At 35.4% G+C, this 24,251-nt stretch carries 15 protein-coding genes and 1 tRNA gene; 5 read left to right on the forward strand and 11 right to left on the reverse strand.

Going from position 1 to position 24,251, the window contains the following annotated elements; genetic code table 11:
* The first annotated feature begins 213 nt into the window (after positions 1-213).
* Entirely contained in the window at positions 214-3,393 is a 3,180-nt protein-coding gene (locus ABDJ41_RS17950; RefSeq protein WP_349787465.1) for a SusC/RagA family TonB-linked outer membrane protein, read from the forward strand.
* A 60-nt stretch (positions 3,394-3,453) separates the two neighbouring features.
* On the forward strand, positions 3,454-5,091 hold the full coding sequence (locus ABDJ41_RS17955; protein ID WP_349787466.1) for a RagB/SusD family nutrient uptake outer membrane protein: 1,638 nt from the start codon (positions 3,454-3,456) through the stop codon (positions 5,089-5,091).
* Positions 5,092-5,117: 26 nt separating this feature from the next.
* Here the strand turns inward: ABDJ41_RS17955 and ABDJ41_RS17960 are convergent, their stop codons facing one another.
* The 9 genes from ABDJ41_RS17960 to ABDJ41_RS18000 all read right to left on the reverse strand — a co-directional run bounded on the left by ABDJ41_RS17960 (position 5,118) and on the right by ABDJ41_RS18000 (position 19,413).
* Positions 5,118-9,185 (reverse strand): hybrid sensor histidine kinase/response regulator transcription factor, encoded by a 4,068-nt coding sequence (locus ABDJ41_RS17960; protein ID WP_349787467.1) that lies wholly within the window; start codon positions 9,183-9,185, stop codon positions 5,118-5,120.
* 65 nt (positions 9,186-9,250) lie between these two features.
* A complete protein-coding gene (locus tag ABDJ41_RS17965; protein WP_349787468.1) occupies positions 9,251-10,162 on the reverse strand; it encodes a hypothetical protein in 912 nt (303 codons plus the stop codon).
* 147 nt (positions 10,163-10,309) lie between these two features.
* Positions 10,310-12,133, reverse strand: a complete 1,824-nt coding sequence (locus ABDJ41_RS17970; protein ID WP_349787469.1) for a right-handed parallel beta-helix repeat-containing protein — start codon at positions 12,131-12,133, stop codon at positions 10,310-10,312.
* Positions 12,134-12,148: 15 nt separating this feature from the next.
* Positions 12,149-15,004 carry a beta-glucosidase gene (locus ABDJ41_RS17975; RefSeq protein ID WP_349787470.1) on the reverse strand — a complete coding sequence of 952 codons (2,856 nt, stop codon included), beginning with the start codon at positions 15,002-15,004 and terminating at the stop codon, positions 12,149-12,151.
* 540 nt (positions 15,005-15,544) lie between these two features.
* Positions 15,545-15,629 (reverse strand) — tRNA-Ser (locus ABDJ41_RS17980).
* A gap of 568 nt (positions 15,630-16,197) precedes the next feature.
* Entirely contained in the window at positions 16,198-17,157 is a 960-nt protein-coding gene (locus ABDJ41_RS17985) for a YihY/virulence factor BrkB family protein (RefSeq protein WP_349787471.1), read from the reverse strand.
* Between the two features lie 9 nt (positions 17,158-17,166).
* Positions 17,167-17,574 carry an acyl-CoA thioesterase gene (locus ABDJ41_RS17990; protein ID WP_349787472.1) on the reverse strand — a complete coding sequence of 136 codons (408 nt, stop codon included), beginning with the start codon at positions 17,572-17,574 and terminating at the stop codon, positions 17,167-17,169.
* Position 17,575: 1 nt separating this feature from the next.
* Positions 17,576-18,628, reverse strand: a complete 1,053-nt coding sequence (mltG, locus tag ABDJ41_RS17995; protein WP_349787473.1) for an endolytic transglycosylase MltG — start codon at positions 18,626-18,628, stop codon at positions 17,576-17,578.
* Between the two features lie 17 nt (positions 18,629-18,645).
* Positions 18,646-19,413, reverse strand: coding sequence for a PASTA domain-containing protein (locus ABDJ41_RS18000; RefSeq protein ID WP_349787474.1), 768 nt, complete (start codon positions 19,411-19,413; stop codon positions 18,646-18,648).
* A 231-nt stretch (positions 19,414-19,644) separates the two neighbouring features.
* Between ABDJ41_RS18000 and ABDJ41_RS18005 the strand changes: the two genes are divergently transcribed.
* The gene (locus ABDJ41_RS18005; RefSeq protein WP_349787475.1) at positions 19,645-20,631 is read left to right on the forward strand and encodes a D-alanine--D-alanine ligase; all 987 of its coding nucleotides are present in this window, start codon (positions 19,645-19,647) and stop codon (positions 20,629-20,631) included.
* Between the two features lie 99 nt (positions 20,632-20,730).
* Here the strand turns inward: ABDJ41_RS18005 and ABDJ41_RS18010 are convergent, their stop codons facing one another.
* Positions 20,731-21,528: a DUF3575 domain-containing protein gene (locus ABDJ41_RS18010; RefSeq protein WP_349787476.1), complete on the reverse strand. Its 798-nt coding sequence runs from the start codon at positions 21,526-21,528 to the stop codon at positions 20,731-20,733.
* 127 nt (positions 21,529-21,655) lie between these two features.
* Here ABDJ41_RS18010 and ABDJ41_RS18015 point away from each other — a divergent pair, with 127 nt between their 5' ends.
* On the forward strand, positions 21,656-22,237 hold the full coding sequence (locus tag ABDJ41_RS18015) for a Crp/Fnr family transcriptional regulator (RefSeq protein WP_349787477.1): 582 nt from the start codon (positions 21,656-21,658) through the stop codon (positions 22,235-22,237).
* Between the two features lie 87 nt (positions 22,238-22,324).
* On the forward strand, positions 22,325-22,711 hold the full coding sequence (locus tag ABDJ41_RS18020) for a DUF983 domain-containing protein (RefSeq protein WP_349787478.1): 387 nt from the start codon (positions 22,325-22,327) through the stop codon (positions 22,709-22,711).
* On the opposite strand, the gene ABDJ41_RS18025 is transcribed toward ABDJ41_RS18020, so the two are convergent.
* Positions 22,701-24,128 carry an MATE family efflux transporter gene (locus ABDJ41_RS18025; protein WP_349787479.1) on the reverse strand — a complete coding sequence of 476 codons (1,428 nt, stop codon included), beginning with the start codon at positions 24,126-24,128 and terminating at the stop codon, positions 22,701-22,703. The two genes, ABDJ41_RS18020 and ABDJ41_RS18025, sit on opposite strands and share 11 nt — an antisense overlap.
* Positions 24,129-24,251: the final 123 nt, after the last annotated feature.

Below are 24,251 nucleotides of genomic sequence, written 5' to 3' on the forward strand. Positions count from 1 at the left end.
TATTGGACATTCAGCAAGTATTCTTGCAGATTTTGCAATAGTAGTATAAGCATTTCCTCTGTTTAATCTATTTATACCCTTTATTAGGGAAGTTTTTACCACATCTATTTTCTGTAGAGTTAGATATTTGTACGGTTGCAATCTGTTTCCTAAGCAGATGTAACGGCCAAAATTTAACCATAATATGAATCTTAAATGTTAAGCTAAATGCGTATGAAGTGTATTTACCAAAAAAGGAAATGGCTTTTTTTTATGATATTATTCTCATTAATTTTCGAGAATAGTATTGCTCAAATTAAAGTATCCGGGAAGGTTGTTGATGAGTCTGGAATAAAGCTGCCAGGTGTTACCATTAAAGTAAAGGGAGCCAGGTTAGGGGCTATTTCTGATGTTAACGGTAATTTCAATTTAACAGTGAGTTCCAAAACTGAAATTTTGGTGTTCAGTTATATTGGCTTTATTTCGAGAGAACTATCTGCAGGTAGTGCAGAAATTAGTAATGTTAAATTGAAAGTAGAACCTACACAATCATTGGATCAGGTAGTAGTGGTCGGTTATGGCCTTTCTAAGGTAGGAGATCTTACTGGCTCTGTAAGTAATATTAAAGGGAATGTATTAGTACAGACTGGAGCAAATAGTGTCACTGAAGCTTTACAAGGGAGGATAGCAGGGGTAAAAGTAAATAATCAATCAGGAGAACCTGGTGGTAGTGTTAATATACAGATCAGAGGTGCAAACTCTATTAATGCTTCCAGCTCGCCATTGTTTGTAATAGATGGTTTACAAATTGATGTTAATCAAGGTGAGGTTGCAACTTCATCTGTTGGGGGGTATACAGCTTACAATCCCCTGGCAACTTTGAATCCAAATGATATAGAGTCTGTGGATGTATTAAAAGATGCGTCCGCTACGGCAATTTATGGATCCAGAGGGGCAAATGGTGTTGTAATCATTACTACGAAATCGGGAAAAGGTAAAAAGTCGCTTGTTAGTCTGGAATATCAGATGGGATTATCTGAGGCTACAAAAAGATTAAAGATGTTGGGTCCACAGGATTATATCGGATTTAGACATGAATGGGACCGTAGCTCTTTAACATGGGGTGTTGATCTGGATGCTGATGGAAAGGCAGATGAGCCTATTAATGCCAATAATTTTGGACAGTATAACTGGCAAGATTTATTTCTGAGAACAGGACAAACCAATAAATATAATGCCACAGTACAAGGTGGAAATAATAGCACTGATTTTACAATTGGTTTGGGGTATTTGAATCAGGAAGGTATCATTGTTGAAAATGACTATAAACGGTACTCTGCACAGGCAAAAGTAAATCATGTGCTGTCTAAAAAGCTTGATGTAGGAATGAACGTTAACTATGGGCGAACCATTACAGATGGTGCAGTATCTAGTGGTGGCGGAGCAGGAAGTTATAGCGGTTTAATTCAAAGCATATATAATGAAAAGCCTGTTGGGGTATTCGTTGATCAGGAAAATGAAGGTAAGGGGACTTATACACCTTTAACGACCATGTTTTATAATTCTTATAAGAATGTAAACTTAGATCGGCTAATGGGTAATGCATTTTTGAATTTAGAAGTCTTACCCGGGCTTAAACTGAGAGTTTCAGGGTCAGGTAACGCCTCTTTTTCACAGTTGAAAGAGTTTTATGGAAAAGAGACCCGCTGGGGAAGTGTTAACAATGGTAGAGCAGAAATAGCTAATGTCAGGACTACATCTTATACTCAATCTAATACCTTAACATACAATAAAAGAAATGGAAACCGATTTTTTATAGCACTTCTTGGACAAGAATTCAATGCTTATAATTCAGATATGGCCGGAATAAGGGCTTATTCCTTTGAAGATGAATCAACTGGTGTTTTTGATATGAGTAAGGCTGATGTTATAGATAAACCTACTTCAAGTGTTTCAAATACCAAAAGACTTTCTTTTTTTGGAAGGGTAAACTATAATGTTGATTACAAATATTACCTCACAGCTTCCCTTAGGGCGGATGGCTCTTCAAATTTTGGAAAAGGAAATAAGTTTGCTTATTTCCCATCGGCAGCATTTGCATGGCGGATTAAAAATGAAAAATTCATGTCTAAATTTAAGCAGGTGAGTAATTTAAAGCTTAGAGTGAGTTATGGTATTACAGGTAACGACAGAATTCCAGCTTATTCAGCACTCGCCAAGTTAGGTAAGAATAATTATGCAGGAAATGGTGTGCCTATTTTTGGTTTGGCCCCTACATCAGCTCCAAATGCGAAACTCAAATGGGAGTCTACAGAGCAAATTGACCTTGGACTTGATTTAGGACTGTTTAATGAAAGAATTAGTTTAACAGCAGATGTTTATAAAAAGACTACCAGAGATTTGTTGTTAAATACCCCTGTGGCTTCTCAGACTGGTTTTAGTACACAATATCAGAATATTGGTAAAATCGGGAATAAAGGAATTGAGATTAGTATCAGTTCAGTAAATATTCAAAAGAATAATTTTAGCTGGAAGAGTAGTCTGAATTTTGATTTGAACAGAAATAAAGTCTTGTCTTTGGGAAAAGCAGATTTTTTACCCGTTGCAATAGGAAATGGATTTTTAACTGATGTAGGCAGGGTAATTGTTGGAAATCCTATAGGTACCGGCTTTGGTTATGTAGCAGATGGCAATTATCAGTTCTCTGATTTTATAATTACAAATTCTGCCGGACAGGTGATTGATCCTTCAACAATCACTAAAATGAATTATGATAATTATACTTATAAATTAAACCCCGGAGTAGTTAGTGTAGCCGCAGTTAGTGTTAAACCTGGTGATCGTAAATATAAAGATCTCGATTATAATGGGGTAGTAAATGCAGATGACAGAAAGGTTATTTCAAATAGTAATCCGGATTTCAATATTGGATTTTCTAATCAATTTACTTATAAGCAGTTTGATTTAAGCTTATTTTTTGAGGGAGTTTTTGGAAATGAAATCATGAATGCTTTTATCAATAATTCAGAAGCCGGTCTGAAAGGTGCTGCGCCTGCTTACAATATTACCAAGGCTTATTTTGATAATAGGTGGACGCCTGAAAATCCTTCCAACACTTACTCAAGATTAAAAAACAATACAAATGATTTCGTATCAAGTTATTATGTTGAAGACGGTTCTTTCATCCGTTTTAAGAATCTTTCATTGGGCTATACTGTGAATCCTGAATTAAGTAAAAAGCTCCATGTCAAAAGTATTCGTGTAAGTTTTACGGTAGACAATCTTTATTTGTGGTCAAAATATAGTGGTTTAGATCCCGATATAAGATCCGCTTCATCACTTATGCCTGGATATGATCGATTATCTTATCCGAGGGCAAGAACTTATTTTTTTGGATTTAACGTAGGATTCTAACCGATAAAATTATGAAAACATTAAACTTCGCGTCTTTTTTAACCTTTAACAAACAAAAACATGCTGATAAGAAATAAGATATTATTAGGGGGGCTTTTTGTATTTACATTGTCTATTACCTCTTGTGAAAATTCGAAATTTTTGAATGAACCACCATTGTCGTTCACAAGTCCTGAAAATTTTTATAAAAATGAAAAAGATCTGAAAATTGCTCTGGTTGGCTGTTATGATGCCATTAATACTTCCTCAGTTCCTGGCGCATCTGTTGGAGATGGAACCTATTCAAGAGGATTGCTTTTTATTCTTGGAGCCGGCAACGATGAGCTACTTCCAAATACCTCGAGTGAATTAGCTGATTTTGGCAGATTGTCATATCTGTCTTCAAATAGTTGTTTATCTCAATTGTGGGCAGCTTATTATGCGGGTATTTCCAGATGCAATCTATTAATAGAAAAGGCTGAAGCCGTAAATATGGATCAACTTCAGAAAAAGCAGATTATTGGTGAAGCAAGGTTTTTAAGAGCATTCTATTACAATCATCTCGCTACTGTTTTTGGAGGAGTACCTTTGAGCACTAACTCAGAACCTAACAGCACAGCTCCAAGAAAGGAATTGAAAGAAGTTTACGAACTGATAATTGATGATTTAAATTATGCTTATACAAATTTGGATCAGAACAGTATTTATAATGGGGGTGCCAATAAATGGACCGCAGGTGGTTACCTGGGAACTATTTATAATTATCTGGCAAGTTGCAAAAGATACCATGTTGGTCAGACTTTGAATTTTCAACTTAATGACTTTTCCTGGGTAGATGAACTGACTATGAGTAAGAATGCAGAAGACGTACTTAAAGATGTAGTGGAAAATAGTGGCTACGCTTTAGTCGAAAATGCAAAGTACAGCCATTTGTTTAGAGAGTCTACTAAAACCGAACAATATAAAGAATGTTTGTTCCTGGCTGAAGCAAGCAATACGATTACTGATGAATATCCTGAAATTTCGAACTTTCCCATTCCTGCAGGTGATAGAAATATTTATGGGGGAGGGTATGGAAGGTTAAGACCAACCAGAGAGCTGTATTTGTCTTATCATGCTGGTGATATCAGGAGAGATCATAATATTACAGGTTCGTATACTACTGCTTCTACTAAAGAATCTGTTGGAGGAAAAAATTATTATGTTCCCGTTGCCCCTGTAACAGGTAGTAAAATTAACTGGTGTACAGGAAAATTCAGATGTATTGATCCAAAAGAAAAGGCTATACTACCTTCTGCAACTCAATTAAATTATCCATTGTTAAGATTTGCAGATATCCTGCTTCACTATGCAGAGGCATTGTATTTTAATGGGAACGAAACAAAAGCACGTAGTTATTTAAATGAAATCAGAAATAGGGTACTGAAAACCGGAACAAATGTAACAACGCTGAATACAGCTTATTATAAAGCCGATTTTATTGAGGAGCTGTTAGATGAACGAAAGAGAGAGTTGTGTTTTGAAACAAAAAGGAGAATAGACCTGATAAGGTTTAATAAATTAAAAGAAGCTATATTCTCCATCAATCTCAAGGCCGGGAACCACAATGAATTTGCAGCAGATATGCAGAATAATTATGAGTACTTTAAAATATGGATGCCTTTACCTGAAACACAATTGGCACTGAATAGAAGTCTTATACAAAATCCAGGTTACTGATAGTTTAGAGGAGCTGGATAGGTCATTTAACTATCCAACTCCTTTTCATTTAACATTGTACGGTATTGAGAGGGAGATTTTGAGAAATATTTTTTAAACTCCTTTCCAAAATATTTAGTGTCATTAAAGCCGGCATAAAAAGCAATTTCAGCTATAGAAAGATGTCTCTTTTTTAATAAGCCAGCTGCTTTTTTTAGCTTAATTGATTTTATGAAATCTCCTACTGAAAGTCCTGTAAGTGCATGAATTTTACGATATAGTACGTTTTTACTCATACCAATTTCCTGGGATAGTGTCATGACACCAAAATCAGGTAGCTCAATATTTTTTTCTATAATATTAATAAGTTTCATAATAAATTTTTCATCACCTGAAGTTATTTCTACTTCATTAGGTTCTAAACTTATTTTTTTACTAAAACGTTGTCTGATAGACTCTCTTGCAACCATCAGGTTGTTCATGTTTAGTAATAACCATTTTGTATTAAATGGTTTTGTGATATAAACATTTGCTCCGGTTTCCAGTCCCTCAAATTTGTTTGCATCTTCACTTCTGGCTGTAAGTAAAATTACCGGGATATGTGCTGTAGATTCATCATTTTTTACCTGTTTGCAAAATTCAAGTCCATCCATAATAGGCATCATTGCATCACTTATAATCAGATCTGGGATCATTTCTTTAGCTATTTCAAGTGCCACCTGGCCATTTTCAGCCTCGATAACATTGTATAGATGTTCAATTTCACTCTTTATAAATGATCTCATGCTGTTGTTATCTTCTACCAACAAGACTGATAATCTGGAATTCAGATTTTGAGTGAATAGTGAATTCGAAATATCATCGTTTTTACTTACCAGTGATAAAGAAAGTGACTTTTTATTTTCGCTGTATGCTGCGATACGTTTTTTATCTGTTGCTAATGGATCTAGAGGCAATTTCACAGTGAAGGTAGTGATAGATTTCAGATCAGTAGATTTTTTGGTACTTTCAGCCACAATGCTGCCTTGATGTAAATCAACAATAGCTTTGGCCAAAGCAAGCCCTACTCCAGAACTGTTTTTTTGATATCCTTGTGCTTCTATCTGATAAAATTTTGTAAACAAATCCTTTAAATTATTTTCGGGGATCCCTTTTCCATCATTTTCCACTTTCATAATTAGATGATAAGGATCCTGATCTAATTTGAGCTTAATATTGCCATTGTCAGGCGTAAATTTAAATGCATTTGACAAGAGGTTGAATACTACTTTTTCAAGCTGATTTTTATCGAAAAAGTATTCTGAATTAACATTATTAATTTCCAGTTGGTAATTAATATTGCGCATACTTGCTTCATTGCTAAAAAACTCAAAAGTATTTTGGATAAACTCATGAAAAGGCTGCCAATCAAGATGCAATTTTAATTCGCCAGCTTCTGATTTACGATAATCCATCAATTCGTTAACAAGTTTCAAGATGAGGTCTGCATGCTTTTTGGCGAGCAATAAATGCTGATTGAGTTTTGAATTTCCAGTAACTTCTTGAGAAGCGCTATTTAAAGGTCCTATGATTAAGGTTAAAGGAGTTCGTAATTCATGTGAAATATTTGTGAAGAAGTCCAATTGCATTTGCTGATGCTTTTGTTGACGAGTATTTTCTAATTGCTCATAATAAAGATCACGCTTTAGCTTAGACTTTGTAATTAAAGACTTTGATATAAAATAGCATGAAGTTCCAACCAAAGCGATATAGAGTACGTAAGCCCAGCCTGTTTTCCAGAAAGGAGGTAGAATATTGACACGGATTTTGGAGGGCTGCTGATTCCATATGCCGTCACTATTTGCACTTTTTACTAGAATGTCGTAAGTCCCGGGAGAAAGATTCGTATAAGTAATAGCAGGTATTGAAGTTTGTATCCAATCACCTTTTTCTCCTTCTATTTTATAAGCGTATTTGTTTTTGAATGATTTAATTAGATTTAATGATGAAAACTGTAATGTGAAGGTGTTTTGGTTATGCTTTAAGTTAATTTCATCCAAAGTTGAAATATTCATTCTCAAAATTTTATCTTCTGCATTTGTTTTGACAGTTTCATTGAAAAGTTTAAGTCCAGTAAACACAATGGGATAGGTTGAATCATTTTTTTGAATATGATCAGGAATAAAGCTAATAAGCCCGTTAAAGCTCCCAAAGTAGATTTCACCTGTCTTAGATTTCAGGAAAGAGTTAGAATTAAACAGAGTTCCTGGCAGGCCGTCTTTTTTATTATAATTTCTAAAAATCTTATGATCTACATCAAAGCAGGAGAGACCATTATCAGTGCTGATCCATAATAATTTATTATTATCTTCAACAATGGCCATGATATTATTGCTTGGCAGGCCATGTTGCATGGTGTAATTAATAAACCTGTTGTTATCAGGATCAAAGAGATTCAATCCTCCATAGTTGGTACCAACCCATATATTACCATTTGAAGATTCTGTGATACAAGTAATCAGATTTGAACTTAATCCAGAACTATCCTTTGTATAAGATCTAAACCTATCCGATCCCTTCTTCAATAGGTTTACACCACTATGTGTTCCAACCCATAGATTATTCCTAGTGTCTTTAAAAATTACTTTTACCCATTTGTTCCTTAATAAATTAACTTTATCGAAATCTGTATATGGAGAAAATGATTGTGTTTTTTGGTCAAATATATTCAATCCACCTCCCATAGTACCTATCCAGAGTCTGCCCAGGTCATCTTCCATAATGCTACTAACATTATTGTTGTTTAGGCTTCCTTTTACTTCCGATGTTTTCTTGAAATGAATAAAACTTTTACCATCCGGACTTAAAAGGTTCAGTCCACCATCAACTACACCCACCCAAAGTTGTCCTTTTTTGTCTTTATAAATTGCATTAACAAGATCAGAACTTAAGCTGTTAGGTCTGTTTGGATCGTGTTTGAAGTGTGTAATTTTTCCGGTGATTTTATTTAAATGATTTAAACCCTCAGCCTCTGTCCCTATCCATAATGATTCATCATTTTCAAGTATGGTACTGATCACATTGCTGCTTAGACTGTTTTTAGTAGCCTGATGCTGGTAATTTTTAAATGAAGTGGTTTTTGAATAGGCAACATTAACCCCTCCATAATAGGTGCCTAGCCATATGGATTTTTGACGGTCAATGCAAATGTCATAAATAGAATTGTGGCTAATACTCGCAGGGTTTTCAGGATTATTAATATGTAACTTTATTTCTTTTGATTGAGGGTTGAGAAAATAAAGCCCTTTTAAAGTTGCTATCCAAAGATTTTGATGTTCATCTTTGATGATTTTCCTAACAGGACTTATAATTTGAGGAAGTTTATCAGATTTATTATTTATGATATTATAGCGGATTATTCCGTCATTCTTTGTTCCTATCCAAAGATTTTTTTGATGGTCTTCCATTATAGAAGTAATGTCATCTGATACTTTATTCTTTAATAATGAAATGTTCTTTACCAGATAACCATTATTTTGATAGATGAGTTTTATTAACCCAAGTTGAGTGCCTAACCAGATATTTTTGAGGCTATCCTGATATATTGCAGTAATATTCCCGGATGGTAGACCGTTTATTTTTCCGGAAAGCTGTTTGAAAGTTATGGCATCATCTTTTATTAATTTGTTTAAACCTTTGTTTGTACCCACCCATAAGGACTGGTCTACACCTTGATATATACAATTGATGATATGTCCATCCAGAATAGATTTCCCATTGTTGTTTTTATCTATATCCAGGAAGGAATCGCTAGAATAAATATATTTTCTAAGACCTCTTTTACTTCCAATCCATAAATTCCCATTTTTATCAGCTTGTAAGGCAACTATATAATCTTTTTCTGTATTTCCAGTTTTATAAGTTTCAAAAAAATGGCCATTAAATTTATTCAGGCCATTTTTAGTGCCAAACCACATAAATCCATGTTTATCCTGTGCAACAGAGAATACTGAGCTTTGTGATAAACCATTTTCTACTGTGAGATGATTAAAATAGAGTTGTTGTTGTGCACATGCATAAAATGAGAAACTAATTAATAGGATATTTATAGTAAAATGTAAAAGAGGTTTTAGCATTTTTAAAAATACAGGTTTTATAAAAAATACTGCTTATTTAAGAAAACTGTTTTCTAAACCCGCTTTTACTTTTCTTTGTTATAAGAAAATGAAATTGAAGCTTCAGTTTCCCAAACATCGCCAGGATTTGTTGTGGTAGCTTTAATTTCACTGTAATACTTATGGTAATTCTGGTTATCCCAAATAAAAGTATTCAGAATTGGTGTAAATGGAAGTTTGATGATTTTGGCATCACATGCAACGGAAATCCCTTTTACCTCATTTTTCATCCAGATTTTCTGTTTATTTGTGGTTAGCTTATTACCTCCATTTTCATTAAAAATCACTTTCTGGTCATTTTCATTTTTACCCTCTGCAGTGATGTCTTTGTTTATAGAAAATATCCCAAAAAAGCATTTGTTTATGGGAGTTGCCGCTACCCATGTTATTTTATTATAAGTAACAAATCCATTTTTTTCAAATGAAGTCTTTTTTTCGTGAAAAGAATCAACAGGATTACCAGAGATGGCTGTAAACCCGGGCTTTGAACTGTCAGCAGCGCCTGTCCCCGTTTGGTGCATAGTTGAAAACTGATGGTAATAGAAACTGTTACATGGTGTAAGTTTTATGTTTGTGCCCATATTTATGGCCACATTATTTGCATAAAATGTGACTTTACTTTTTTGGTCTACATCAATCCTTTCATCTCCATGATACCCCCCAGTAAAATCTCCAACTCTTGGTCTGGACGATCTCCAGACAAATTCATTTTCACCACCGTTTAAAAGCTGGTGAATAGGATGCATTTTTTGTCCGTCAAATTTTACAATGTTCCCTTCCGTTATTCTCCATTGGTTTTCGTTTTTAATTTCAGATCGAAGGTGGGAGATCTTAAACTTTGTATATAAACTATCATCAGACAATTTTTGATAAACATTCAAATGCTCATATGTTCCCGGAAAATATTCATAAAGGAATTCAGGAAGCTTATTTGACATACTTGTTTTATGGCTTATTTCAGAATTTGAGGCATAACTTAAAACATTGTATAAGCTTAATGCTATTAGTAAAAAGTGTTTTTTTATCATTATATTATTTTGGTTGTTATTTAAAAATAGGAGTTGTTTTAGTTTTAATGTATTGGATTATTGCGTTTTCCAATCTTTAATGACAATGTTTTTTGTAGTTGCTTTGTCGATGTATAATCCTTCATTTATAATTTTGGAAGGTTGTTTAATCTTATTATTTTGAATTAATACATCACCGGATTCTTCTATAAATACAGCTCCTTTTCCACGAAAAGCTGGTACAGGATTGCGTGCTACATTTTCAAAATAATTATTTTCAATTCGTACACCTTCGGCAGACCATATCCCCAATGCAGGCATATCCGAATTTTTAATGGTATTACCTATAATGTTAATTTTTTTAGAAACATGGTAATTAACAGGACTGAAATTCCCATTTTGGGGATCAATTCCAGAACCTACAAATAAATTTGCTGGTTGTCGGCTGGCAGTATTACACTCATCCATATAATTATCTTTTATTAAAGCATTACTCGGTAGGGGGCCAATGACCCATCTTCCCCATCTTAATACCAGAGTTAATATAATAGGAGGGTAGCCTGTGCGGTAAAATTTATTATTTTCAATTACACCATTAGGAAGACCAGCATAAATCCCATGACATCCATTGTACTTAAATGTATTGTTTGAAATTACATATTCGATATTATTGAGATTTTTATTAAATATATAATGGTCTTTGATCAGAGTATCAGGTATTTCCTTATCAAAAATAAGTTCGCAATCATGAGGTGCTGAAGTTTGACGTACATTCATGATCCATTTCTTTCCTAATAGTTTTGCAGTAAACCCGGTTGGAGCAAAATTCGGTTTATGAAATTCCATTTCATCGCCAATGTTTATCACATCTTTTAAGAAATAATATTGTAAAAACTTAGCAGTTATTTTTTTTGTGTTATGAACATCTTTCTCAAGATATGGGGGGATAAATCCGCTGCTGATATGCAGGCCATCATCATAGCTATAAAATACATTGTTGTTCTTGTAAATAATTTTTCCGTATGAATTATGTAGTTCGCCAGCTGAATGGGAGGTGTAAAACTTATTTGAGTTTTCCCTCGGTTTAATATTACAATTTTCAACACTGAAATTGCGAGTCGAATAGCAAGCAATAGCTGTTTCCGGAGTTGTATGGATCGTTATATTTTGTAATGTTACAGAATTACTTGCTTCTGTTATTATTCCACCAGCAAAATAATTATTCATGAAACGTATATGCGTATATTTTCCAACATCACTTTGCTTTAGTCGCTCAGGATATTTCATAGTTAGAAAGAGATGGTTATTATCAATTTTATCAGTCTTCTCAATATAGGAACCTGTTAAGGCAAATCCTTTTAATGAACGTGAGGCGGTTTCTATATCCCATTCTCGTCCCATGTGGATTAATGGGAGCTTTTTTACGCCACCATATTGTAGTTCATAGAGAATTCCATTGTTTTTTATTTCTTTTATTTTTGCAATTGCAGAAATAGGAGCACCTTCCCAGTCCCAATCTATGATTAAGTTCTTAAGTGTGAAGTTTTTTGAATTTTCAATTCTGAAAAAGTATCCTGAAAGTTTTGTATTTGTATCATGAAAAATAAACTCAGCTCCATTACCATCAATGACAATATTTGTTGCATTTTTAAATTCTGCTTGATTTCGGCTTTCTCGGAGAATATGATAGATCCCTTTAGGAAGTAAAATAGTTATATCCTTTTTATTGGTCACATAGTTGCTTAAGTTTTCAAAAGCCTTGCCATTTTCCTCTGCTGTTTTTTTTTCTGAAAGCCCAAAAATAGATCCATCAACTAATTTTTGCTTTTCTTGTGCTGTAGCAGGGAATTGAAAAAATAAAAAAATAGAAAGAAATAAGGTTATTATTTGGTGTGTTTTCATTAATGTTTTGCTAATCTAGTATTTAACTTCTTTGATTTCTACTTCTCCTGATGTTATTTGTATTCTTATATCGCTGGCTGTATTTGATTTAAAGCTATAATTTGCCATATCGTTCGCTCTTAAAAATTGCCCGGAATACACATTTATGAATTGTCCACCTCCACTTGATAACTGAATTTCAAATTTTGTATTAGGCTTTAATTGTCCCCATTCAATTGTTAAGTTGTTAATTTCTTTATTGTTAGGTATACTGAAGTTTAAATAATCACCAGGCTTTCCTTTCCAGGAAGTGTTCCGGTTTCCATCGGCAACATTTTTGGCCGTTGGAGATACCGGGCTTGAAGAGATATGCTCATTTAATTTTGATGAATTGTTTTTCAGTGATGATGTCTGGTCATTTCTGATTACAGTAAAAATATCTTCCAGATGAATGTTTTCTGAAGAAGAGCCAATCATTATTTTGAAATCACCAGGTTCAATAACCCATTTATTGTCTTTATTTAATAGCTTGAAGTCGTCATTACGAAGCTGAATATTGATGCTTTTTGTTTCTCCAGGCTTAAGGTGAATTCTTTCAAAACCTACAAGGTTCTTTTCGTATGTGGTAACAGAGCTAATCAAGTCTCTTAGATACAATTGTACAACTTCATCACCTGCTCTTGATCCCGTGTTGCTTAAATCGAAACTGACACTTATATTTTGCTTATCTGTAATCTGTTTTGCAGACAATTTTAAATTGGAGTATTTAAAGGTTGTATAGCTTAAACCATGTCCAAATGAATAAAGGGCACCATTTACACGGGTCATATTACCTTTTAATCCCATTGATTTACCGCCATCTACCTGGGAAGCAGGTTTATAAGGGAAGTTGAATGGTATTTGTCCAACACTTTTTGGAAAAGTTACGGTCAGTTTACCACCGGGGTTGTAATCTCCAAAAATAACATCAGATAGTGCAGTACCACCCATAGAACCTGGATACCAGGCTTCAACAATAGCAGGAATGTTTTTGTCAGCCCAGTTGACAGATAAGGGGCGACCATTGATTAAAACAAGAACAACAGGTTTTCCTGTTTCATAAACAGCTTGTAGCAAATCCAATTGACGGCCCGGTAGATCTAAACTTGAGCGGGATTTATTTTCACCACAAGTACGTTCTCCTCCACCTAATGCGATAATAACAACATCTGATTTTTTTGCATTTTCAACAGCCAACTCTATTTCTTTCAATTCATTTTCGTTAAGCTTGGTTGGTATGATTTCAGATTCCGGCCAATTGTCATCTACTAGCTCACAGCCTTTAGTGTATTCAACTTCTACCTTGTTCGCAGTTTTTGTTTTTATCCCTTCAAGTAGCGAAACAACATCAACACCCAGGGGGCCATAATGCATTAGTGCAAAGCCTTTTTCATTGGCATTCGGCCCAATAACTGCTATTCTTTTTATATTATTCAGATTAAGAGGTAATGTGTTTTTTTCATTTTTTAACAAAACAATAGATTCCTGAGATGCTTGAAGAGCAATTGCTTTATTTTGTTCAGATTCTATTTCCTGATCGGCCTTTTTCAATTCCATCTGGTAAGGGTTATCAAATATTCCTGTTAAGAATTTTACGCGCAAAATGTCTCTTACCCGATCATTAATTGTTTCTTCACTTATACTAGCTTCTTCTACCAATTCCCTTAACGGTAAAACAAAAGAGTCTGGTGATCGAAAAGTACAACGGACATTTAATCCTGCTTCTACACTTTGTCTTACAGCTTCTTTTAAATCATGTGCTGTATTATGTTTGCTGTATAAATACTCAACTGCTTCACTATCGGAAACTACATATCCTTTAAATCCCATTTCTTTTCGCAATCGTTCTGTAAGCCAGTAATAACTTCCTTGAATTGGAAAACCATCATAATCATTATAGGAACTCATCACTCCTAGTAGGCCAGCTTCTTTAATTACACGTTTAAAAGGGTAGACATGTACCATTTCGACCTCTCGGGGAGACATCTGAGGATCAACACGGGATAAGCCTTCTCTGGCTCCTTTATTATTGCTATAGGCAACAAAATGCTTAGCTGTAGCAGCCACTTGGTAATTGTTTTGTAGTCCCTTAACCATTTGTATACCAAGTTCTGCAACAAGAAACGGACTTTCTCCATATATTTCTTCGTAACGACCCCAGCGCTGGTCTCTACCAACATCTAGTATTGGTGCATATACATTGGTATAACCCAATAATCTAGCTTCTTTTCCTGTGATCAGACCTATTTTACGTATTAGATCTCTATTCCAGGTATGCCCAAGTCCTAACTGAGTGGGGAAATTAGTAGCTTTAAAACTTTCAATTCCTCTTATCCCTTCATTTGTGAAATCAACAGGGATACCCAGTCGAGTTTCTTCAATAAAAAAACGTTGCACTTCATTTAGCGCCCAGGAATGGCGTGAAGCAGGCCAGACATAGGGATTATTTGAAGGAGGAGCTCCCCATTGTTGAAATCCGTTTAAATGTTCATCTATAGCTCCAACACCATCTTTCCATATTTTTGATTTCCATTCTGCTGTAGGTAATTCGTCTCTTAATACTCTTTTATATCCATAAAGTGTCACCATTTGACAAGTTTTTTCATTCATGGTCATCTTACTTAAAAGATCTTCAATTCGATCTTCAATGTTTGCTTTAGAATCTTCATAAATGTCTTTAACTCCATTTTTATTTAAATCAATCCAACCGTTCTTATATAAAGACTTTTTGCCGGGATTGTATTTGTCTGGAGTTTTGGGAAGGGTAATTTGAGCTATGGCAGAATTTCTAAATGAAAGAATGATGCTAAGCGAAAAAAATAGAATAAAATGGGGGATTCTCTTGATTGACATTTGATCTCTGTAGTATAAGTTTAATGAATTGTATTTATAAGGCTAAGTTGCTTACATTAATCAATAGGCTATGGAGAATATATTCCTTTATCTTGGGTAATTTTGTCTCTATTCTAATAATTGCGGACTAATTGTTAAGGGAATTAAGAATGCTGGACCTGATTTTATTGTAAAAATGACTCCATGTTCAGGTAATGACCAGTTGAAAAAGAATGGTTTAAACATATTATTTAGCAGAGTTAATAATTATTTAAACGTTAATCTTATTTTACTTGAGCATTAACAGGGCTTTTTTAGGGTAAATGGCCCTAGAAAGGCCCTAGTAACACCCTAGTAAGGCTTAAGTAATGCTATGGTAATATAAGCATCAGATTCTGCGTAAAAGGAAACTCTAATTATGTTTTAAGAAAGCGGGAATGATCTCCGATTGGGTATTTCGCGAAAAGTGGCCATTCGTGCAAAAATTATAACCCCTTAAAATGCAAAAAGCCTGCTATCATTACGATTTGCAGGCTTTTGTGCTTTTTGATACCTTTTGAGCGGAGAGCGAGGGATTCGAACCCCCGGACCTATGACAGTCAACAGTTTTCAAGACTGCCGCATTCGACCACTCTGCCAGCTCTCCGCTGCAAAAGTACAAATCCCATTCGATTCTGCAAATTTAGATTTACTTATTTTTAGATATTTTTAAGCTTAATATTTGCTTGTTGATGAAACGCTTTTAAAATCAGTTAATTAAGATTTATTTTGTGCTTGATTTTTTTATAAAAAACCAAAATAAAGACCAAGAAGTACATTGAAAAGCTCTATTTTTAAGGGTTTTTACTTACCTTGTATATTCTGAAAAATTAAAATTTCGTCAGATTTGTCAACTCTAACGTGTAAGAATTGCAAAAAGGATAAAAATGCGACGTGTAATTTTGATTTCATATCCATCTCGGATAGGAATGTTAAAGAGCTTAATTTTTTTGGATCTTATTCGGTCTTAAAAGAGGCCGGTATCAGGCTTAAAGGCAAAGCTAAATCTAATAGGGACCACCTTGCTCTCTCGCTCTGCTTTGTTCGGGAAAATCCGATTGAAAATAATACAATATAGAAGCTATATTAAAGCAAAACAAAAGGCTCCTGTTCAGCTTATTCAAAACCTCAAAAAAATCATAAAAAACAATCAGGAAGAATAATAGAAAAAAGACCTACTTCTTGAACATGTTAAAGTTCGGTTTAATAATCTTTACACTTCGTTTCGACAAATCTACACTCGCATTCAGCTCAAAGCCGATCAGCAAGATCAAAGAGTTTAAATAAAGCCAGATCATCAGAACAATCAATACACTGATAGAACCATAAACTTTATTATAAGAACTAAAGTTGTTGATGTAGAAAGAAAAACCAAGAATGGTTAAGAAAGCGAGGACAGTAGCCAGGCAGGAGCCCGCACTAAAAAAATGCCATTTTTTTGCATGAGCAGGCCCATAACGATATAAAATGGAAATTGTGACAAAATACAACACTCCAAGTAACGACCAACGAGTCAGCTGAATCATATATTTAAAGAAGTTACCCTCAATATCAAGGTGTTTATTTATATAAGTGATAGCAAACTCGCCAACAAACATTGCAGTAATACAAACAATCACCGAAAAAGCGATAAGTACAGTCAGTACTATGGCAATAAATCTCTGTTTAATCCAGCTACGGGTTTCAATAATAAGAGATGATTTATTAAAAGCCATCATCAGACTATGAACGCCATTAGTAGCAAAAAATAACGACAGCAAAAATCCAAAAGATAACAAACCTCCGTTTTGTTTATTCACAATTTCATTCAGGGTTGCCTCAAAGGCTTTATAAGCATCTCCAGGTAGAATAAGGAGGATAAACTCCATAAGCCGCTTCTGAAAGCCAATACGCGTTGGAATGAAGGGGATAAGCGTAAATAAAAAGATAATGGCTGGAAACAGAGCCAGCATAAAATTATAAGCCAGGGAAGAAGCTTTGTTGACCAAAGAATCTTTACCGATCTCTTTAAAAAAGAAAGATGCAACAGTATAAAGTGGGAGCGGACTAAAGCCAGGAAGTACACATACCTTGGTCCAGTCTATAAATAAAGCATAAAGTTTGATTTTTAACAGTTGCCTATGTACCCACTCCATCTACCAAATTTAATTAAAAAATCCCCTTAGTTTCTCCATGAAATTTTCCGGCGGAGAACACGGTCTGTTTTTCGCCATATCAACAAAAACAAGTGTCGTAGTTCCAATATTAATCAGCTCTTCAGCCTCATTAAATAATTCGTACTTAAAATGAATTCTTACACCTGGTAAATCATGAATTGTGGTTTTGATGGTGATCTCCTGATCATACAGTGCCGGTTTAATATACTTGCAGTTTAGTTCTAAAACAGGCATCATCACACCACTGCTTTCCATTGACGCATAACTCATACCTAAACTTCTCAGCATTTCTACCCTTGCAACTTCATAATATTCAGCGTAGTTACCGTAATAAACATAACCCATTTGGTCCGTCTCACCGTATCTGACCCTCACTTTGGTTGTATGTGTATACATTCTATTTAAAAATATTGCGTTTATTTAAAGCATCTCTGTATTTCTTCGCATTACGTTCATGTTCCTGAACGGTAACAGCAAAGTTGTGGTAACCAGAAAAATCTTCCTTAGCACACATATAAATGTAATCGTTCTTTTCTCTGTTCAACACCGCATCAACAGCATTAATACTTGGCATCATAATCGGCCCTGGAGGAAGGCCGGCGTACTTATATGTATTGTATCTTGAATCTACTCGTAACAAGGAGTTGGTAACTCTTTTAACTGTAAAATCATTATTAGCGAAAATGACAGTAGGATCAGCCTGTAACAAAATACCTTTATTTAATCTGTTGAGATACAGACCTGCAATTATAGGCATTTCTTTATCATATAAAGCCTCGGCATCAACAATGGAAGCTAATATTGAAACCTGAATAGGGCTTAGGTTTAATGCTGCAGCCTTCTGTTTACGGTCATCATTCCAGAACTTTTCATATTCTTTATGCATGCGGTCAAAGAAGTCAAGAGCCGTTACATTCCAGTACATTTCATATGTATTTGGAATAAACATTACATAGCTGTTGTCTTTATTAAAACCATACTTTTCTATCAATGCTGCAGAATCAAGTACATTGATAAATGAAATGGAATCTGGTTCCAGATTGTTCGATAAATAAGCAGCGAAGTTTTCCTTTTTACGAAGATTCTGAAACTTGAGTTTCACTGGATCCTGATTGCCGGATTTCAGCATATTGATCAGGCTGCGGTTATTCATCCCTTTAGTCAGTTTATAACGTCCGGGTTTTAATGAACGTGCAAGGTCCATTTTAGCTGCCGCCTGACTAAAAGTACCGATCTGAGTTAAAACATCCTTACGACGAATTTCTTCAAATAAGTCATCCAGATTATGACCTGTTCTTACAAAAAGGTATTTCTCTTTTCCCGTTATGTTGGGAGCGAAATAAACGTTATAAAATTTTATTCCGAAATAGCCTCCAATAGCTAAAACGGCTAATAGACCAAGCAGTATGATTTTAGTGCTGGCCTTAATGCTTTTCTTTTCGTTAGTCATATATAGAATTAAAAATATTATTTGTTGGAAAGGGTGATGTTTACTGGAGTGCCAATCTTAACCTTGATTAACGAATCAGTAGCAAAAGGATCTTGTCTTATAACAACTGCGGTAGTTGAGTCAGTAATATTTCCTTCATAGCTGATGATACCTAAGTTTAACCTTGCCCCACTTCTAAGCGCAAATAGAGCCTCGTCTTTGGTTAAGCCAATTAAAGATGGAATTTCAACCTCTTCATTTCCTTTACCATCGCCCAGTACCAGATCTATTCTTGAACCTTTAGGTAAGCTCTCGCCAGCTTTAATTGGTTGGCCTCCAAATGAAGCTTGTAGTACCACATCTCGACTCATATCAGGTTTATAGGTAGTGTCTCCAATTTTCAGGCCAAAGCTTTCAATCAGTGCTTGCGCTTCTGTCAGCGATTTCAATTCTACATCAGGAAACTTTGCATTAGGTGCTAATGCAGTATTTATAGTCAGATAAATTGTCCGGTTATCCTTAACAAAAGTATTTGCTACCGGATCCTGATCGATAACCATACCTGGAGGAGAGTCCATGATGTAAACTGAATCTACCTGATAACGTAAGCCTAATGCTTCAAGTTTTTCTACTGCTTGTGCAAAAGCAAGTCCTTTTAGTTCGGGTACATTTAAACCTTGTCCATGTTTGGTATAATATCTTAAACTAAAGAAAGCAACCATCAGTAGCACTACAACGGTAAGCACGGCAGCAATAATGTTGTTTCTGAATGAGGAAGTCTTTAAATAAGATATGAATTTGCCCATATTAATTGTTTTCTTTTAAGGTGTAGGGGCCAAATTTAGGCTAAAAAAATATTTTAATGGAATTAAAATAACATCTCCACCAACTAATTTATATTTGTGCGTACAACCTGGAGTACCTGTCGACTCCTTTAATACGCTTAATAATGAAACCTGCACAGCTTACCACTTATAAAACACAATTAAAAAGCTTTGCAAGCTTCATTACCATTGAATAATAAATTTATAATTCCAATGAAAAAAATAATAGCATTACTAACCGGTGGAACTACCGGAGAGTGGGTAGTTTCGGTTAAAAGCGCAGCTACTATCGCTCAGAATTTAGATCCGGATAAGTTTGAAGTATACAAAATCATGCTTACTCAGCAAGGCTGGTTCTATGAACCGGAAGGTTCAGTGAAAATTGAGGTAGACAGAAACGACTTCTCTATAACCGTTAAAGGAAAGAAAATCACTTTTGATGGCGTATTTATTGCTATTCATGGTGCTCCGGGAGAGGATGGAAAGTTACAAGGATATTTCGATATGCTGGATCTTCCTTATACTACTTGTGACGCACTAACATCAGCAGTAACTATGAATAAAGGTTATACCAAAGCAATTGTTAATGGTATTCCTCAATTGAATATTGCAAAGTCTGCACAGATTTTTAAAAATACTGAATATAGTATTGATCAGCTGAAAAAGGATTTGAATACACCTTATTTTGTTAAACCTAATAATGGTGGTAGCAGTATCGGGATGAGCAAAGTTAGCCATCCAAGTGATCTGCAAAACGCTATTGAAAAAGCTTTTAAGGAGGATGATCAGGTTTTAATAGAAGAGTTTATATCTGGAAGAGAATTTACTGTGGGGGTAGTTAAGCTGGATGGAAAGATTGTTGTGCTGCCTGCTACTGAAGTTGAAACTGCTAAAGAGTTTTTTGATTTTGAAGCTAAGTATACGCCAGGGGTGGCTACAGAGACTACTCCAGCGCCAATAAGACCGGAAACCCGTGCCAGGGTAGAGGAGATTGCGAAAGCTGTTTATCTGAAGTTGAATTGTAGTGGGGTTGTGAGGATAGATTTTATCCTGACGGAAGATGAAGGTGATTTTTATTTCATCGAGATCAATACGATACCCGGGCAAACTGCAACGAGTTTTATACCTCAGCAGGTTGCAGCAGCTGGAATGAAATTGAATGATTTTTATACCAAACTAATCCGCGAAACAATCGGCTAAGAATGATGCCTTACCTATAAAAAAAGCGTGGCACTTATAATTGCACCACGCTTTTTTATTTTCTTGCAAATCGTCAACCAGACGAAAAGCTAGTTGTTCTTAGAATCTAAAACCAATACTTAATCCGGCTCTGATACTTGCCCAGGGACCATCAAAGTCAACTTTAGCACCTTCACTATCAACAGTATATTTCGTTTTAACCAATGGAAGTTCATCCAGATCAGCTAATGCATCTCTTAATGCTTGTTGCTCATCATTATCTAAAGGGTTTTTGCTCTTACCAGAAATATTACCTGAAGAAGTACCATAGCTACCACCTAAAATCCACCAATCCAGGTAAACTAGTTTACTCAGCTTCCATTGTGCACCGATCATTAACCCTCCTGTTAATGTAGTCACATCACCACTAAGGAAAATTTGCTCTTCTTTTGTGAAAAAGTTACCAGGGTTACCAGGATCTTCAAATTCAACTTCGAAATTAAATGGAACCTCTGCATTGTATTTAGCATATCTTACAAATGGAGCTACATAAAAGCCTCTGAATACACCTTTACCCATATAGTACCTGAACTCAGGTGTAATCGCAATGTTTCCTGTTTTAAAATCTTTAATACTGTTCCATGTTTCCGGATCATCAATTGCCTTTTCTAATTGTGAGGAGAAAGGGATGTTTGACTTAGGTGCAAAACGTACACCAAGTGCTACCGACATTTTTTTGCCAATGGCACGCTCATATTGAAACGAGTAATTCTTTAAGGCAACTGCCGGTACATTCCATTTAACGAGATTTTTGCCATCTTCTTCTGTGGTGCTTTCCTGAGCTTTTACTGTACCTAATGTACAGATAGTAAAGCTAATTAGTAGAAGTAATGAATTTTTAGTAAAGTTTGTTTGCATGTTCTAGTCTTTAAAATTTAATTTTTTCTCGCCAAAGTTATATGATAGGGAGCATTTTAAAAATACCTAATAGTAAGTATTTTCGAATTGCTATGCTTAACTTCGAGGGGGCCAAAATACCTGACTTATGATCATAAAATATCTGTTAAATAATCACTATCGGCCTGTTCTTTATAAAAAAGGGACTGTAATTTATGAACCTGGTTCACATCCTAAAGCGGTGTACTTTATCAAAAGCGGAGAGGTAAGAATGGCGACTGTGAATGATGATGGTAAGGAGTTTATACAGGGAATTTTTAAAGCAAATCAGTATTTTGGGGAACCGGCATTAATGATTGATAAGCCTTATCTGGCTTATACCATTGTGAGTCGGGATGCGGAAATTATAACGGTCGACAAAGCTCAATTCTTTAAATTACTGGATGAGGAGCGTTCTTTTAGTTTTGAAATGATCAAAACCTTAAGTGATCGCTTATTTTACAAATCGATGATGTTGGAAGAATTGGCCAATGAACAGGCCGAACACCGCGTTGTTACGCTTATCAATTATCTACTCAAAAATATTGAAAAGGACGCTGTATTGGATGTTACAAGGCAGCATTTGGCCGATATGAGTGGATTAAGAGTCGAGACTGTAATCAGGATTGTAAAGAAACTGGCAACAGAAAAAGCTTTAAAACTAAGGAAAGGAAAGATCGTTAAGGTTTAAATATGATCTATGTCATAAATGGTATGTTTTAGGTTCAGTATCTTTGTGTCAGATAACAATATGAGGTAATAGATAATAAGAAGAGAGATGAAACCGATATCAAAATTAGACGCAGTTATACAATGCAAATGTCCACGATGCAGAGAAGGTGATATTTTTTCACGGAAAATGTATTCTTTAAAAGGACAGGGTGCAAATGAGTTCTGCCCGGTTTGCAACCTGCGCTTTGAGCGGGAGCCAGGGTATTATTATGTGGCTATGTTTGTTAGTTATGCAATGAACGTTGCTGAGATGATTACTATTGCTGTGGCAGCCTATATATTTGGTCTTGCATTGGTTTATGAGAACTTATGGATTTATGCAGGAATTATATTATTAGGTGTGCTTTTACTGGCGCCTTTTAATTACCGTTATTCGAGAGTGATCCTTATGCATTGGTTAACGCCAGGTTTAGGGTATGACCCTAAACCTTAATCGTTTTCCATTTGCCTTTTTTAAACAGGATATATCCTGCTAATGCAATGCCAGTTTCAGCAACTGGTATTGCAATGAATACACCTGTAGGACCCATTGCAAAATATTTGGCCAGTACATAGGCCAGGGGAATCTGGAACAGCCAGAATCCGAATAAATTAACCCATGTTGGCGTCCACGTATCGCCAGCACCATTAAAGGTACTGATCAGCACCATTCCGATTCCATAACAGATATAACCAATACTCATAATTTGTAAAGCATTGACTGCCACATCCTGAATGAGTTTGTCGTTGGTGAAAAAAGAAATAAAGTATCTCCCACTGGCAAATGTGAACAGCATAACTATAATCATATAGATCACGATATATTTGGCAGTTTTCATGACCGATTGCTCTGCACGTGATAATTGCTTGGCACCCAGGTTTTGGCCGACAAGCGTTGCCGCTGCATTACTCATACCCCAGGCAGGTAGCATAAAAAACATCATTAATCGCAATGCAGTTTGGTAACCGGCTGAACCATGGTCGCCACCGGTAGTCGCTACCAGTTGTGCCAGGAATATCCAGCTGCAGGAAGCAATAACAAATTGAAAAATAGCTGGGGTAGCAATTTTTAATAAGGTTTTAATTTGTTCCCAATGTGGTTTTAAATAAACGAGTCGGATTTTTAAAACACTTTTACCATTAAATAAATGATACAACTGGTAACATACACCGACGCTTCTACCAATAGTAGTAGCCATTGCTGCACCTGTTAAGCCAAAAGCGGGGACAGGGCCAAAGCCATTAATCAGTACTGGGCATAGAATGATGTTCGCAATATTAGCAATCCATAAGCTTTTCATGGCAATAGCAGCGTTACCGGCACCTCTGAAAATTCCATTGATCAGAAATAATAATACAATGATCACACTGCCTCCCATCATGATGCGCATAAATGGGGTGCCTTGTATAGCTGTATCCATTGATGCACCCATCAATAGCAATATGTCTGTAGCATAGATTAATCCCAGAATGCTGATCAGGATGTTGACACATACGGCAACAAAAATAGCTTGCATACCTGCTTTTCCTGCTGCTTCAGGATTTTTTTCGCCTACCCGTCGAGCTACAACTGCTGTTGCCGCCATACTCATACCTATTGCAAGGGAGTATATTACGGTAAGTACAGATTCTGTAAGGCCTACTGTTTGTATGGCGTGACTGCTATTATGAAGATGGCCAACGAAGTAGAGGTCGACCAATGCAAACACCGATTCCATTGCCATTTCCAACATCATTGGTATCGCTAATAAGAGTACGGCACGACGCATACTACCTTGTGTGAAATCAAGGTCTTCACCTTTAAAGGCTTGTTTTAAAAGTGATAAAATTTGAGATAGCTTGCCCATGGAAGCTGTTTGTTGTTCTGGCATAAAAAAAGAAAAAGTAATGTATAAAACCTATCTCCAGCATGAAATGCTGGTATTGATGTGGGGCGGGAAACTGGAGTCCTCGGTTATTAGAACCTCAAACGGACTGCAATGATCTTCATCGTT

This window comes from Pedobacter sp. ASV1-7 (assembly GCF_040203335.1).
In the GTDB taxonomy this organism is placed as follows: Bacteria; Bacteroidota; Bacteroidia; order Sphingobacteriales; family Sphingobacteriaceae; genus Pedobacter.